12 protein-coding genes and 1 pseudogene are annotated in these 15900 nt (G+C 54.1%); all 13 read right to left on the bottom strand.

The window, feature by feature from the left end; genetic code table 11:
• A complete protein-coding gene (gene dnaE / locus ACMGGQ_RS02245) occupies positions 1 to 3483 on the bottom strand; it encodes a DNA polymerase III subunit alpha (protein WP_045355195.1) in 3483 nt (1160 codons plus the stop codon).
• A gap of 38 nt (positions 3484 to 3521) precedes the next feature.
• Positions 3522 to 4118 (bottom strand): ribonuclease HII, encoded by a 597-nt coding sequence (rnhB, locus tag ACMGGQ_RS02240; protein ID WP_045907841.1) that lies wholly within the window; start codon positions 4116 to 4118, stop codon positions 3522 to 3524.
• A complete protein-coding gene (gene lpxB, locus ACMGGQ_RS02235) occupies positions 4115 to 5263 on the bottom strand; it encodes a lipid-A-disaccharide synthase (protein ID WP_045907840.1) in 1149 nt (382 codons plus the stop codon). The genes rnhB and lpxB overlap by 4 nt, the downstream gene beginning before the upstream one ends.
• Positions 5263 to 6051, bottom strand: coding sequence for an acyl-ACP--UDP-N-acetylglucosamine O-acyltransferase (gene lpxA, locus ACMGGQ_RS02230; RefSeq protein ID WP_045907839.1), 789 nt, complete (start codon positions 6049 to 6051; stop codon positions 5263 to 5265). Before lpxA ends, lpxB begins: the two co-directional genes overlap by 1 nt.
• A 3-nt stretch (positions 6052 to 6054) precedes the next feature.
• Positions 6055 to 6510, bottom strand: coding sequence for a 3-hydroxyacyl-ACP dehydratase FabZ (gene fabZ, locus ACMGGQ_RS02225; RefSeq protein ID WP_010426706.1), 456 nt, complete (start codon positions 6508 to 6510; stop codon positions 6055 to 6057).
• Between the two features lie 102 nt (positions 6511 to 6612).
• Positions 6613 to 7638, bottom strand: a complete 1026-nt coding sequence (gene lpxD / locus ACMGGQ_RS02220; protein WP_023345460.1) for a UDP-3-O-(3-hydroxymyristoyl)glucosamine N-acyltransferase — start codon at positions 7636 to 7638, stop codon at positions 6613 to 6615.
• A gap of 3 nt (positions 7639 to 7641) precedes the next feature.
• A complete protein-coding gene (gene skp / locus ACMGGQ_RS02215) occupies positions 7642 to 8136 on the bottom strand; it encodes a molecular chaperone Skp (protein WP_045907838.1) in 495 nt (164 codons plus the stop codon).
• Between the two features lie 122 nt (positions 8137 to 8258).
• On the bottom strand, positions 8259 to 10691 hold the full coding sequence (bamA, locus tag ACMGGQ_RS02210) for an outer membrane protein assembly factor BamA (protein WP_048028440.1): 2433 nt from the start codon (positions 10689 to 10691) through the stop codon (positions 8259 to 8261).
• A 31-nt stretch (positions 10692 to 10722) separates the two neighbouring features.
• Positions 10723 to 12075, bottom strand: coding sequence for a sigma E protease regulator RseP (rseP, locus tag ACMGGQ_RS02205; RefSeq protein WP_111967247.1), 1353 nt, complete (start codon positions 12073 to 12075; stop codon positions 10723 to 10725).
• Between the two features lie 11 nt (positions 12076 to 12086).
• The gene (gene cdsA / locus ACMGGQ_RS02200) at positions 12087 to 12944 is read right to left on the bottom strand and encodes a phosphatidate cytidylyltransferase (RefSeq protein WP_045907836.1); all 858 of its coding nucleotides are present in this window, start codon (positions 12942 to 12944) and stop codon (positions 12087 to 12089) included.
• 12 nt (positions 12945 to 12956) lie between these two features.
• Positions 12957 to 13714, bottom strand: a pseudogene (gene ispU / locus ACMGGQ_RS02195) ((2E,6E)-farnesyl-diphosphate-specific ditrans,polycis-undecaprenyl-diphosphate synthase).
• A gap of 186 nt (positions 13715 to 13900) precedes the next feature.
• Entirely contained in the window at positions 13901 to 15100 is a 1200-nt protein-coding gene (gene ispC, locus ACMGGQ_RS02190) for a 1-deoxy-D-xylulose-5-phosphate reductoisomerase (protein WP_395299811.1), read from the bottom strand.
• A 93-nt stretch (positions 15101 to 15193) separates the two neighbouring features.
• Positions 15194 to 15751, bottom strand: coding sequence for a ribosome recycling factor (gene frr, locus ACMGGQ_RS02185; protein WP_008501909.1), 558 nt, complete (start codon positions 15749 to 15751; stop codon positions 15194 to 15196).
• Positions 15752 to 15900 lie beyond the last annotated feature (149 nt).

Raw genomic sequence — 15900 nt, 5'->3', positions numbered from 1 at the left:
TTAGTCAAACTCCAGTTCCACCTGCTCCGAACCAATGAGGCCACGGAGATCGTTCAGTAAACGATCGCTCGGAGAGACACGCCACGTTGCACCAAAGCGCAACCGCGCACGTGCATCCGCCCTCTGATAGTAGAGATGTACTGGAATTGTCCCCGAGCGGTGGGGTTCCAGAGACTGACGGAGTCGGTTTAAAAGCTGGTCATCAATTTGCCTGTCCGTCAGCGAGATAGCAAGCCCGCGAGCATATTTTTCCCGGGCTTCGTCAATGTCCATCACTTCGCGGGCGGTCATTTTAAGCCCCCCACTGAAGTCATCAAAGCTGACCTGTCCGCTGACGATAAGTATGCGGTCTTTCTCCAGCAATTGCTGGTATTTATCCAGCGCGTCGGTGAACAGCATCACCTCCAGACGCCCGGAACGGTCATCCAACGTACAGATGCCGATACGATTGCCGCGCTTGGTGACCATAACCCTTGCAGCAATCACGAGCCCCGCAGCCGTGGTGATTTTACCACGTTCTGTCGGATGCATGTCTTTTAGCCTGTGGCCGCCGACATAGCGCTCAATTTCTTTAATGTACTGGTTGATCGGGTGACCCGTCAGGTACAAGCCTAACGTTTCACGCTCGCCGTCCAGCACCACCTGTTCTGGCCACGGCTGGCAGTTGGAATACGACTGTTCAATCTGCTCCGGCTCTTCCGCCAGCACCCCGAACATATCCGCCTGGCCAATGGCTTCTGCTTTCGCGTGCTGATCCGCCGCTTTCAGGGCGTCGCCCAGCGAGTTCATTAGCGCGGCGCGGTGCGGTCCCAGCCTGTCGAACGCGCCGGACATGATCAGTTTTTCCAGCACGCGGCGGTTCAGTTTTTTGGTATCGGTACGGGCGCAAAGATCGAACAGCTCCCGGAAATAGCCGCCGTTGTTGCGCGCTTCGATGATCGCCTCGATCGGCCCCTCACCTACGCCCTTGATCGCGCCAATCCCATAAACGATCTCCCCGTCGTCGTTGACGTGGAAATGATAAAGACCCGAGTTGATATCCGGCGGCAGGATCTTCAGCCCCATGCGCCAGCACTCATCCACCAGCCCTACCACCTTCTCGGTGTTGTCCATATCCGCGGTCATTACCGCAGCCATAAACTCAGCAGGATAGTGCGCCTTCAGCCACAGCGTTTGATACGACACCAAAGCATAGGCGGCGGAGTGAGATTTGTTAAATCCGTACCCGGCGAATTTCTCCACCAGGTCGAAGATTTTCATCGCCAGTTCGCCGTCAACGCCGTTTTTCTTCGCACCATCTTCAAAGATGGAGCGCTGCTTGGCCATCTCTTCCGGCTTTTTCTTACCCATCGCACGACGCAGCATGTCCGCGCCGCCGAGGGTATAGCCGGAAAGCACCTGGGCGATCTGCATCACCTGTTCCTGGTACAGGATGATGCCGTAGGTGGGCTCCAGCACCGGCTTCAGGCTTTCGTGCTGCCACTGAACGTCCGGGTAGGAAATCTCTTCGCGCCCGTGCTTACGGTCGATAAAGTTATCTACCATCCCTGACTGCAGCGGGCCCGGACGGAACAGGGCAACCAGTGCGATCATATCTTCGAAGCAGTCGGGCTGCAGACGCTTAATCAGATCTTTCATGCCGCGGGATTCAAGCTGGAAGACGGCGGTGGTCTCCGAGCGCTGCAGCATGTCGAAACTTTTCTTGTCATCCAGCGGGATGGCCGCGATATCCAACGGCGGCTCGCCGTTCTTCTCGCGACGGGCGTTGATCATCTCCAGCGCCCAGTTAATGATGGTCAACGTACGCAGGCCAAGGAAGTCGAACTTTACCAGCCCGGCGTATTCTACGTCGTTCTTGTCAAACTGGGTAACCGGGTGTTGGCCCGCTTCATCGCAGTAAAGCGGTGCAAAATCCGTAATTTTAGTCGGGGCGATAACCACGCCCCCTGCATGCTTACCGGCGTTTCGCGTGACGCCTTCCAGCTTGCGCGCCATGTCGATCAGCGCTTTGACTTCTTCGTCCGCTTCGTAGATTTCCGGCAGCTGCGGTTCAGCCTCAAAGGCTTTTGCCAGCGTCATGCCCGGATCGGGCGGCACCAGTTTAGAGATGCGATCGACAAACCCGTACGGGTGGCCCAGCACGCGGCCCACGTCACGGATAACCGCTTTCGCCGCCATCGTACCGAACGTAATGATCTGCGATACCGCATCACGGCCGTACATATCGGCCACGTGCTCAATCACCTGGTCGCGTTTCTCCATGCAGAAGTCGACGTCGAAGTCGGGCATCGAGACACGTTCCGGGTTGAGGAAACGTTCGAACAGCAGGTCGAATTCCAGCGGATCGAGGTCGGTAATTTTCAGCGCATACGCCACCAGCGAACCTGCACCGGAGCCACGCCCCGGTCCGACCGGCACGCCGTTATCCTTCGACCACTGGATAAACTCCATAACGATCAGGAAGTAGCCCGGGAAGCCCATCTGGTTGATCACCTGGAGTTCAATATCCAGGCGTTCGTCATACTCAGGGCGACGCTTTTTACGCTCTTCTTCATCCGGGAACAGGAATTCCAGACGCTCTTCCAGACCTTCTTTTGATTTCGCGACCAGGAAATCTTCCGTGGTCATGTCTCCCGTCGGGAATTGCGGCAGGAAGTATTCGCCGAGGCGGACGGTGACGTTGCAGCGCTTGGCAATCTCTACGCTGTTTTCCAGCGCTTCGGGGATATCGGAGAAGAGCTCACACATCTCCTCCTCGCTGCGCATGTACTGTTGTGCGGAGTAATTACGCGGCCGCTTCGGATCGTCGAGGGTGAAACCATCGTGGATCGCCACGCGAATCTCATGCGCGTCGAAATCACCCGCCTCAAGGAACCGCACGTCGTTGGTGGCCACCACGGGCAACCCGCGCTCTTCTGCGAGCGCCACCGCGGCATGAAGATAGCTCTCTTCATCCTGACGGCCGGTACGGATCAACTCCAGGTAATAACGATTCGGGAAATATTCTTCATAGAACGAGACGCATTGATCCACTAGCGCACTATTGCCGCGCAGCAGACATTTGCCGACGTCACCCATACGGCCACCCGAGATCAGCAGTAGCCCTTCGTTCAGCTCGGCCAGCCAGTCGCGGTCGATCCACGGTCCCAGCGCGCCGTAACCGCGCTGATAGGCTTTTGAGATAAGCAGGGTGAGGTTTTGATAACCCGTGTTGTTCATCGCCAGCACGGAGATTTGCGTCATTTCATCGCCGATGAGATCGCTCTGCACATGAAAATCTGCACCGACGATGGGCTTCATCCCCGCGCCGTGCGCCGTTCCGTAGAACTTCACCAGGCCACACAGGTTGGTAAAATCGGTGATCGCCAGCGCGGGCATGCCAAGGGAGGCCGCCTTTTTTACCAGCGGCCCGGTCTTCGCCAGCCCATCGATCATGGAGTAGTCGCTATGCACCCGCAGGTGTACGAAACGTGGTTCAGCCATCTTCAGATTCCGCGTTACTTAATTGCTTGCGTAATGATTCAGGACACCCGTCCCAGGGCGCGTTTCACCGGGCCAAAACTGCGCCGATGGTGTTCGGTTGCGCCATGTTCAGCCAGCCTCTCCAGGTGGAAAGGTGTGGGATATCCCTTATGCTGGGCGAAACCATACTGAGGGTAAGTGAGGTCGAGCGCGGCCATTTCGGCGTCGCGTGTCACTTTGGCAATAATAGAAGCTGCGCTAATTTCTGCGACCCGGCTATCGCCTTTGACCACTGCCATTGAAGGCATGGGCAGTGCCGGACAGCGGTTGCCGTCAATCAGGACATATTCAGGGGCGATTTTCAGCCCCGCTACCGCACGCTGCATCGCCAGCATCGTGGCATGCAAAATATTCAGCTCGTCTATCTCATGCGGCTCAGCGCGCCCGAGACTCCAGGCCAGCGCTTTCTCCTGAATCTCACTAAACAGCGCCAGCCGGCGCTTTTCAGACAATTTTTTAGAGTCGTTCAGCCCGACGATCGGCCGAGCCGGATCGAGGATCACCGCAGCGGTCACCACGGCTCCCACTAACGGACCACGACCCACTTCGTCCACACCCGCCACAAGGTGGGTGTGAGGATAAACAAATTCCATCATTTTGCTAACTCCAGCACCGCATCGGCCGCTTGCTCATCAGCATGACAGCGGATCAGTTGATGCAGTTCGCGGAAGGTATCGTGCATCTGGTGGCTGGTTTTACCGTTGGCCAGCAGCGGCAGCAGCGCCTCCGCAAGCGCCTGCGGCTGGCACTCATCCTGCAGCAGCTCTTTCACCAACTCGCGCCCGGCAAGCAGGTTTGGCAGGGAGACATAATCCGTTTTCACCAGACGTTTTGCCAGCCAGAAGGTAAACGGCTTCATGCGATAACCGACCACCATAGGGCATTTCGCCAGCATACATTCCAGCGCCGCCGTGCCGGAGGCCAGCAGTGCGGCATCGCTCGCATACATTGCTTCCCGCCCTTGCCCGTCCAGAAGACGGACGTGAAGATCCGGGGCGACGTCTGCTTTGATGCGCTCAAACTGCTCGCGGCGTTTGGCATTCACCAGCGGCACGACCACTTCGAGATCGGGGTACGTCTGGCGAAGAATTTGCGCTGTCTTGAGGAAATCAGCGCTCAGCATCTCCACTTCTGCGCCACGGCTGCCCGGCAGCAAGGCCAGACAGTGCACATCATGGGGAATGCCCAGCACGTCGCGCGCCGCGTTTTTATCCGGATCCAGTGGCATTGCATCCGCCATGGTATGACCGATAAAACGGCACGGAACATTAAATCTGTCGTAAAACGCTTTTTCGAAAGGCAGGAAAGCCAGCACCAGGTGGGTGGACCGTCCGATTTTGAAAACGCGTTTCTGTCGCCACGCCCAGACGGACGGACTGACGTAGTGAATGGTTTTAATGCCCTGCTTTTTCAGGTTCCCTTCGAGGGTAATATTGAAATCAGGTGCATCGATACCGACAAACACATCGGGTTTGAGTTCGGTAAAGCGGCGGGTGAGATCGGCACGAATGTGCAGCAAACGGCGCAGCCGTCCCAGCACCTCAACGATACCCATCACGGCCAGCTCTTCCATTTCGTACCAGGCTTCACAGCCTTCAGCCTGCATCAGCGGGCCAGCAACGCCGACAAAGCGAGCATTGGGTACACGCGCCTTAAGCGCACGGATGAGACCTGCACCAAGAATATCGCCGGAGGTTTCTCCGGCGACCAGGGCTATCGTAAGCGGACGACTGTCGACCATTAACGAATCAGACCCCTTGTTGAACGGTCAAAGAACTCCATGAACGCGTCCACTTCCGGGTGCTTTTTCGCCAGTTCGGCAATTTCCGGCTTCGCCTCTTCCAGCGTTTTACCGCTGCGGTACAGCAGTTTGTACGCGTTGCGGATGGCAGTAATCGCTTCGCGACTAAAGCCACGACGCTTGAGGCCTTCGATGTTCACACCAAACGGCGTGGCATGGTTGCCCTGCGCAATCACATACGGTGGGACGTCCTGCGCCACACCGGAGCATCCACCGACCATCACGTGCGCACCAATGATGCAGAACTGATGGACTGCGGTCATGCCGCCAATGATGGCGAAGTCATCAACCGATACGTGTCCTGCCAGCGTGGCGTTGTTGGCAAGAATACAGCGGTCACCCACGGTACAGTCGTGCGCGATATGCGCATTCACCATAAACAGGTTATCGCTGCCCACCTTCGTCAACCCACCACCCTGTACTGTTCCACGATGAATGGTGACGCTTTCGCGAATACGGTTACGATCGCCAATTTCCAGACGGGTCGACTCACCAGCATATTTCAGATCCTGGTTAACTTCGCCGATGGAGGCGAACTGATAGATCTCATTATTGCAGCCAATGGTCGTGTGACCATTCACGACAACGTGAGATTTCAGTACTGTACCCTCACCAATTTCGACATGGGGTCCAACAATACAAAACGGGCCAATGTGGACGTTAGCACCAATGATGGCACCGGTTTCCACAATCGCGGTAGGATGAATAAAGGCGGATTTATCAATCACGTATCAGGACTCCCGGCTACGAGCACACATCATCGTCGCTTCGCAAACAACTTTGCCGTCAACCAGCGCTACGCCTTTGAAGCGAGTCAGGCCACGACGCGTTTTTTCAAAAGTGACTTCCATGATCATCTGATCACCAGGCACGACTGGGCGCTTAAAGCGCGCTTCATCAATACCCGCGAAGTAATACAGCTCACCTGGCTCCAGTTTACCGACGCTTTTGAACGCCAGAATACCGGTAGCCTGAGCCATCGCTTCCAGAATCAACACACCCGGGAAGATAGGCTTACCAGGGAAGTGCCCCTGGAAGAACGGCTCGTTCACGGAAACATTTTTCACTGCGCGCAGAAAACGACCTTCTTCAAAATCCAGCACACGGTCTACCAGCAGAAACGGGTAGCGGTGCGGCAGAAGTTCTAAAATCTCTTCAATATGCAGAGTATGAGTGTCAGTAGTCAAAATACTCTTCCTGTCAAAATGTACTGATAACAATAATAACACGGCCTGCCGGTTTATTAGAAAGCCGACAGGCCGGGAAAAATAGCGTTCAACGGATGACGCTTAGTCTTGTTGATCGATCTTACGCTCAAGGGACTTGAGGCGCTTGCTCATATCATCAATGTTCATCACCAGAGCTGCTGTTTTACGCCATACCTTGTTGGGCTGAAGCGGAATGCCGGAGGAATAGACGCCAGGTTCAGTGATAGGACGCATTACCATGCCCATTCCCGTCACGGTCACCTTGTCGCAAATTTCCATATGGCCATTAATCACGCTCGCACCGCCAATCATGCAATAACGGCCAATTTTCAGGCTGCCCGCCATGATGACGCCACCTGCAACCGCGGTATTGTCGCCAATCACAACGTTATGCGCAATCTGGCACTGGTTATCGATGATAACACCATTGCCAATGATCGTGTCGTCAAGCGCGCCACGGTCAATGGTGGTACAGGCGCCGATCTCCACGCGATCGCCAATAATGACGCGACCAAGCTGCGGGATCTTCACCCAGTTACCGCGATCGTTAGCGTAACCAAAGCCATCAGAACCAATCACGGTGCTGGACTGAACGAGGCAGTTTTCGCCAATTTCCACGTCATGATAAACGGACACATTGGCCCACAAACGGGTCCCCGCGCCGATTTTCGTATTTTTCCCAACGAAGCAGCCTGGGCCAATGACGACGTTATCGCCCAGCACAACGCCGGATTCGATAACCGCATTCGCCCCAACGGCGACGTTGTTACCCAGCCTGGCCGTCTCATCAATCGCTGCGCTGGCAGCAATGTTCTGGGCCGGTTGCGGCGTGGTATCAAGAATTTGAGCCATGCGTGCATACGTCAGGTAGGGGTTTTTCACTACCAGCGCGCTTACAGTGGCAAATGGAAGATCGTCCTGCGTCAGAACAACAGCTGACGCCTGGCATTGAGCCAGTTGCTCACGGTACTTAGGGCTTACCATGAAGGTAATCGTGCCAGCTTTAGCAGATTGCATGGACGCAACAGCGGTGATGACGATATCGCCATCACCGTGTAATTCTGCATCCAACTGCTGAGCTAAATCAGCCAGTCGAATTGAAGGCATTACTTATTTAACCTGTTTCAGAACATCAGCAGTGATGTCTTTAACATCTTTGCTGTTGAAAGCAACGGCGTTCGCATCAACAACCAGATCGATGCTCTGATCGGCAGCCACTGCTTTAACAGCGGTCTGAATGCGAGTCACCAGCTTGCCGCGTTCTTCGTTAGAACGACGCTGACGATCCTGCTCGAAAGCCTGCGCTTTCTGGGAGAACGTCTGGCGCTGAGCCATTACGTCTTTTTCCAGCTTGCTGCGGTCGCTTGCTTTCATGGTAGAACCATCACGCTGCAGACGCTGCATTTTGGACTGAAGATCGTTTTCCATACCCTGCAGTTCGCTTGCACGGCCTTTGAATTCGTTTTCCAGAGTCGCAGAAACACCTGTTTTCTGTGCAACCTGCTGGAACAAATTACCCATGTTGACGATTGCAATTTTGTCTGCTGCCTGAGCAGAAGTTGCCATCGCTAAACCGAGACCTGCAGCTAATAACCACTTTTTCACAATTAACTCCTTACCATCCCATTGGCACCAGAAGGTACCGTTCTTTGCGTGGCAAGGCGATCGTTTTACCGATCGCCAGTTGTCAGCGCTACACTGCCAACGCATTCCTTTGCTGCGGATTATTACCAGGTTTTACCAATGTTAAACTGGAATTGCTCCGACTTATCTCCATCATATTTCTTAAACGGCTGGGCGTAAGAGAAGACCAACGGCCCCAGCGGTGACATCCATTGTAATGCGATACCGGCAGACATGCGAATATTGCTCGGATCGCTGTAGTCAGGAACACCTGCCGCACGCATCTGGGCCGTATTCTGCCAGTTGGTATCCCACACCGTGCCCGCATCCCAGAAGAAGGACGTACGGACGGAGTTCGCGTATTTATCGCTGATAAACGGCGTTGGAGTGATGAACTCCAGGCTGGCAACGGCCATAGCATTACCGCCGACTGCGTCATCGGAGCTACAGACATTTTTATTACCGTTTGCATCTGTGGCGGATTTATCGCAGTTATCTTTGTCGTTCCCGCCGTAGTAAACCGCTTTCGGACCAATGTTGTTGGACTGGAAGCCACGAACGGTACTGGAACCACCGGCATAGAAGTTTTCATAGAACGGCAGTTCTTTGCCGCCTAAACCATCACCATAGCCCCAGCGGGTACGACCCAGAACCACCCACTTATGATCGTCGTCGATCGGGAAGTAGGACGCGGTATCCAGCGTCACCTTATAGAACTCGTTATCGGAGCCCGGCACGGTGACTTTACCGTTCAGGTTGACGCGAGAACCTTCCGTTGGGAAGTAGCCACGGTCGAGACGGTTATAGGTCCAGCCGTAGTTGAAGGTGAAGTCATCCGCCGCAAAACCGTTATTATCGCTGGTGGTGCTCGCTGACTGGCCAATAGAATCCAGATAACGCCACATCGCCACCTGCGGTTGCATATTGGACAGGTCGTTATGCACGTAACCTAAGCCCGCACGCAGGGTGTTGTATTCGTTGATCGGGAAGCCAAGCGTACCGTCCACACCGTAACTCTTGTTGGTGTACGAGGACAGATCCGCATCGTCTGCTTTAAAGTCGTTATAGAAGATACGACCGCCCAGGCTCACACCGTCAACGGTGAAGTATGGGTTCGTTACAGAGAACTCAGAGTAAGTCTGGTAGTCGTTTTTGGTACCGTTAATTCCGACAGAGTAACCCGTACCCAGCCAGTTATCCTGCTGCACGCCGACCTGGAAGCTGACGCCGCTTTCGGTACCGTAGCCCACACCGAAGTTGAAGCTACCGGTGTTACGCTCTTTCACTTTATAAACGACATCAACCTGATCCGGGCTGCCCGGTACGCGCTGGGTGTCGGTGTCCACCGTTTCAAAATAGCCCAGACGGTTCAGACGCTCTTTACCCTGATCAACGAGATCGCTACCTAACCATGCGCCTTCCATCTGACGCATTTCGCGACGCAGAACGGAGTCTTTGGAGGTGTCGTTACCGACGAAGCGGATCTTACGCACGTAGAAACGGTTACCCGCGTCAACATTCACGTGCAGCTTAACGGTTTTATCCGCGTCATTGATTTCCGGCTGAGTCTGTACGCGCGGATAGGCATAACCATAACGGCCGAGCAGCTTCTTAATGCTGTCTTCCATTTTGGTGACCTTGGAACCGCTATAGAGATCGCCTGGCTGAATTTTGGTCAGCGATTCGATTTCAGCAGAATGCCCCGCCAGGTTACCACTTACCTCAACACCCGAAAGCTTGTACTGATCGCCTTCAGTGATGTTGATCGTAATGTAGATGCCTTTCTTGTCCGGCGTCAGACTCACCTGAGTCGAGTCGATATTGAAACGCGCGTAACCACGATCCAGATAGTAGCTGCGCAGGGTTTCAAGGTCGCCCGCCAGTTTCTGTTTCTGGTATTTACGATCGCCCACCACGTTCCACCATGGCACTTCATCGCGCAGCTGGAAGGTGGAGATCAGTTCGTCGGTGCTGAACGCGTGGTTGCCGACAATGTTGATCTGCTGGATCTTCGCAGAAACACCTTCCTGGAAGACCAGCTTCAGGTCAACACGGTTACGTGGCAGCGGAGTAACAACCGCTTTCACGCTGGCGCTGTATTTACCGACGCTGTAGTAGAAGTCTTCCAGACCTTTTTCAATGTCTGAAAGGGTTGTGCGGTCCAGAGACTCCCCCACACGAACACCGGATGCTTCAAGGTTTTGCTTGAGCATGTCATCTTTCACCGACTTGTTGCCGGAGAAAGTGATACTGGCGATCGTTGGACGTTCTTTTACCTGTACCAGCAGCGTATCACCATCGCGCAGGACGCGGACATCCTCAAAGTTGCCGGTGGCAAACAGAGCACGGATGGTGTTACTGATATCATCATCATTAACCGTATCGCCGGGGCGCACAGGCATACTGAGGAGGGCCGCACCAACGGCGACACGCTGAAGGCCTTCGAAATGAATGTCTTTCACTACGAACCCGTCAGCACCGTATACGGTGGCGCTGCTAAACAGCAGCGACGCTATGAGCAACTTTTTCATCGCCATCGTTATTATGCGTTCTTCCTAACTAACTCTCTTACAACCGAGAGAAATCATTGAAAAGTGCAAGCCCCATTAACAGCACCAGCAAAATCGAGCCAATGCGATAACTAAAGTCTTGAACTCGCTCGGATACCGGTCCGCCTTTTAGCTTTTCAATCGCTAAAAACAGCAGATGACCCCCGTCTAAAACGGGAAGCGGGAACAGGTTGATTATCCCAAGGTTCACGCTAATGAGCGCGAGGAACATGAGATAGTAAATCACCCCGAATTCCGCTGACATCCCAGCCCCCTGAGCAATCGAAATTGGCCCACTGAGGTTGTTCAGTTTCACATCACCGGTTATCAATTTCCCCAACATGTTGACCGTCAGCTTCATCAGTTGCCATGTTTTATCCGTGGCTTCAAGGATGGCGCTGAACGGCCCATACTGGCGTATTGTCTTGTACTCATCTGGCAGCGGGATCACTTTTGGCACAACGCCTGCAAACCCTTCTGCCTTCTTGCCGACCGACTTCGTATCCGGGATCAGCGTCAGCGAAAGCGGACTGCCCTGCCTTTCAACTTCCAGCGCGAGAGACGTACCCGGATTATCGCGCACCAGAGTAACAAAGGTCATCCACTCTGTTAATGGTTGACCATCGACTTTAACGATCCTGTCGCCTGCTTGCAAACCCGCTTTGCTCGCCGCCGAGTTGGCCTGGACTTCGGCTAATACCGGCTCGATCTGTGCGCCGCGTGGACGAATGCCCAGCGCAGCGACGGGATCCTCTTTGTCCGGCTCGAAACGCCAGTGACGTAAATCGAGCACTTTGTCCTGACGGGCGTCTGACCCAAACGGCGATACGCTGATGGTGGTCTGCGGATCGCCAATTTTAGCAACCAGCTGCAGTCGCACGGCATCCCAATCAGGGGTTTCGATACCATCAATCGCTTTAAGTTCCATCCCGGATGTAATTTGCGCACTCGCCGCGATGGAGTTGGGGGCAATTTCACCGACCACCGGACGTACGCCAGGGACGCCGATGATAAACACCAGCCAGTAAGCGAAAATCGCAAAGATGAAGTTGGCTACCGGTCCGGCAGCGATGATGGCGGCGCGTTGTCCAACGGTTTTATTGTTGAATGCGCTGTGTCGCAGCTCAGGCGCGACAGGCTCGACGCGTTCGTCGAGCATTTTGACGTAGCCGCCCAGCGGGATAAGGGCGATGACAAATTGCGTGCCGTGGCGATCGGTGCGCGTCCAGAGTGACTTACCAAAACCGATGGAAAACCGCTCTACGCGCACACCACAGCGGCGAGCAACCCAGAAATGGCCAAATTCATGCACGGTAATCAGTACACCCAGTGCAACTATGAACGCCGCCAGATTCCAGAGAATGCTCAGCATAAAACCTTCCGTTAAATCGTCCCGAATACCAGTAAAAGCAAACACGCAAACACGGGAACAGCCGCTGTCAGGCTATCAATGCGATCCAGTATACCGCCATGCCCTGGAATCAGGTGTCCACTGTCCTTAATCCCTGCTTCACGCTTGAACATACTTTCGGTTAAATCACCGAGCACGGAGGCAAGCGCAGCAAAAATCGAGCACACCAGCAGTATTGACGGTGCCACTTCAAGATTCGCCCAGACGCCGTAGCCCCAGGAGATGATCGCGGCCGTAAACAAACCGCCGATGAATCCTTGCCAGGTTTTGCCCGGAGAAACCTTCGGCGCCAGCTTATGTTTGCCAAACAGTTTACCAAACATATAGGCCCCGGAGTCAGCCCCCCAGACGAGAATCATCACATAAAGCAGCCAGATCGCACCGCTGTAGTGGTTTTCGTCGTAGTGCCAGGCGCGCAGCGCAACCATACCCCAGAAAAAAGGAATAATGGTGAGCAAACCAAAAATCAGTCGCAGCACTTTTGAATGACGCCATAACGCCGCGGAGCCGGGATAAAACAGCACCAGCAACAGCGCGGCCACCCACCAGGCCAACGATATCCACAAGGAACCGGCCACCAGGGGCTGATGAATATCATGATGATATTCAGGCAACGTAAACAGCATTATGGCCAGAATAAAGCCACACAGTACCGCAAGCCATACTCGCTGCGTGCGCGAGGTAAAGCCGCTAAACTGTCCCCATTCCCACGCGGCGAGCATGCACACCACCAGCGTAACAATAGCGAATCCCACCGGGGGCAGTAAAAACAGCGCCGCAATGACAATGGGTATTAATACAAAAGCGGAAATCAGGCGATACTTCAGCAAAAGCTACCCCCATCAGGCGTTATCGCCACCAGGCTCGGTGCCGCCGAAACGACGCTCTCGATTGGCAAAGGCATGCAGCGCACCTTCAAAGTCTTGTTCATCAAAATCGGGCCAAAGAACATCCGTAAAGTAAAGTTCAGCATAGGCAATTTGCCATATCAAAAAGTTACTTATGCGATGTTCCCCCCTGTCCTAATTACCAAATCCACAGGTGCCTGTTCATTCATGCAGATTTGCTTGCTCAGCGCCTCTTCATCAATTTGGTCGGGTCTCAACAGCCCTTCCTGAACCTGTTCGGCCAGATGCCGAACGCCCTGGATAATATCCCAGCGTCCGCCGTAATTCGCCGCAATATTCAGCGTCAGTCCGGTATTATTTTCCGTCAGCGCTTCTGCTTTGCGAATCCGTTCCTGCAAACGTGAGTTAAAACGACTGGTATCGCCAATGATACGCAGGCGGACGTTGTGGCGGTGCAGGCTTTTTACTTCGCTGTCTAGCGCCCACACAAACAATTCCATCAACGCAGTCACTTCCTGCAGTGGTCGATTCCAGTTTTCACTGCTAAAAGCATAGAGCGTTAACGCATCAATGCCGTTATTGGCGGCAAAAGAAACGGCGCGGCGAACAGATTTCGCCCCAGCTTTATGCCCAAAGGCTCGTATTTTCCCTTGTCTTTTCGCCCAGCGGCCATTGCCATCCATAATGATTGCTACATGACGGCAGCCATGCGCTGGCAAGTTTTCGCTTATTGGTTGATTCGCAGACAACATAACGCGTTTTTTGTCCCTGAAAAGGATTTAACGGTACTCAGGAATACTGAAGCCGATACATAAAAAAGCCGTGTAAAACCACGGCTCACCTGACCACGTAAAGTCAAATACCTGCGATCAGGTGGCGCAGACTATATCACTGAAGCCCAACGCTAACAAATAGCACGACGACTAGTGGTTGCTTTATCACCAGCTTGCGAGACGTGTCACCTGTTGGCGCGCAATATTACGCGCAGCTGCATCCACCGCCAGCACCTCTTCCACGCTCTGTGGTTCGCGCAAATCCATCATCTCCAGTACCGCTAAATTCAACGCCGCGATATCGGTAAAACGAATTTGCTGATTCAGAAATGCTTCAACGGTAATTTCATTGGCTGCATTCAGTGCCGTTGTCGCCGCCTGCCCCTGGTCAAAGGCCGTCATCGCAAGCTTCAGACAAGGGTAACGGTCGTAGTCTGGCTCACTGAACGTCAGGGAACTTAGCTTGCAGAAATCAAGCGGCTTCACGCCGGACTTCACTCGATTCGGCCACGCCATGGAATGGGCAATTGGCGTACGCATATCCGGTTCGCCCAACTGCGCCAGCACGCTGCCATCCTGATAACGCACCATCGAATGAATCACCGATTGTGGGTGAATCAGTACTTCCATCTGTTTCGCTGACGCATTGAACAGCCAGCGCGCTTCAATGTATTCCAGACCTTTGTTCATCATGGTGGCAGAGTCAACGGAGATTTTACGCCCCATCGACCAGTTCGGATGACGGCACGCCTGATCCGGCGTCATGGCACGCAGTTCAGACAGTGGCGTTTCACGGAACGGGCCACCAGACCCGGTAAGCAGAATAGACACGACGCCATTCTGCTCCAGGTCAGCGTACCCCAGGTTCTGTTGAAAAGGTTGCGGTAAACTCTGAAAAATCGCGTTGTGCTCGCTGTCGACAGGCAAAAGACGCGCCTCGTGCTGCTTCACCGCCTCCATAAACAGGCGTCCGCAGGTCACCAGCGACTCTTTATTGGCCAGCAGAACGTCCTTACCGGCATCAATCGCGGCAAGCGTCGGCAATAATCCTGCCGCCCCGACGATGGCCGCCATCACCTGATCCACGTCATCCAGCGCCGCCATCTCGCAGGCTGCCTGTTGACCACTCAGCACCTCGGTTCGGCAGCCCTTCTCAAGCAGCTGTGCTTTCAGCAGGCGCGCGCTCTCTTCGTCATCCATCACCGCATAGCGGGGCGTAAACTCCAGGCACTGCTCAACCATTCGCTGCACATTCTTACCGGCCACCAGCGCTGTCACGGTGTAAAGTTCAGGATTATGGCGAACGACGTCGAGAGTACTGCAACCGATAGAGCCGGTTGAGCCGAGGAGTGTTAAATGCTTCATGAGATGCCCGAAAAGTTAGACCAGATAAAAGCAAAACGCCGCCAGCAAGACCCTAAGTCTCTCTGAACGGCGTTTATCAGTGTACGACAGAAATCAGAACTGCATCAGTTCCGCTTCTTTATCTGCCAGCGCCGCATCAATTTTCTTGATGGCAGCGTCAGTCATTTTCTGAATGTCGTCCTGGGAACGACGATCGTCATCTTCACTGATCTCTTTTTCTTTCAGCAGCGCTTTGACTTTATCGTTCGCGTCGCGGCGAACGTTACGCACGGAGACACGACCCTGCTCAGCTTCGCCACGCACCACTTTGATCAGGTCTTTACGACGCTCTTCGGTCAGCGGTGGCAGTGGAACGCGGATGTCAGCACCCGCAGAGCTTGGGTTCAGACCGAGGTCAGACGCCATGATCGCTTTCTCAACCGCCGGGCCCATAGAACGATCGAATACGTTGATTTTCAGCGTACGGGTATCTTCTACCGTCACGCTCGCCAGCTGACGCAGAGGGGTTGGCGTACCGTAGTACTCGACGATGATGCCATCCAGCAGGCTTGGGGAAGCACGGCCAGTACGGATTTTGCTGATTTGGGTTTTGAACGCTTCTACGCATTTTTCCATGCGTACTTCAGCATCTTTTCTGATGTCGTTAATCACGTTACGAATCCTTGAAAACTTGTCTCAGGCAGACTATCCGCCAGCACAGCGCTACAGGTGTGCTAAGTATAGTCGCGTTTAATTCATGACAACGCCAAAGGCGCGCCCGGGTAAGATACCACTACAAAATAAAGCGGAATCTTACCTGT

Origin of the sequence: Enterobacter sp. BNK-13 (assembly GCF_048685015.1) — a bacterium.
Lineage (GTDB): Bacteria > Pseudomonadota > Gammaproteobacteria > Enterobacterales > Enterobacteriaceae > Enterobacter > Enterobacter quasiroggenkampii.
Note: the sequence above shows the minus strand (reverse complement) of the source record. Positions and strands in the feature narration are given on the sequence as shown.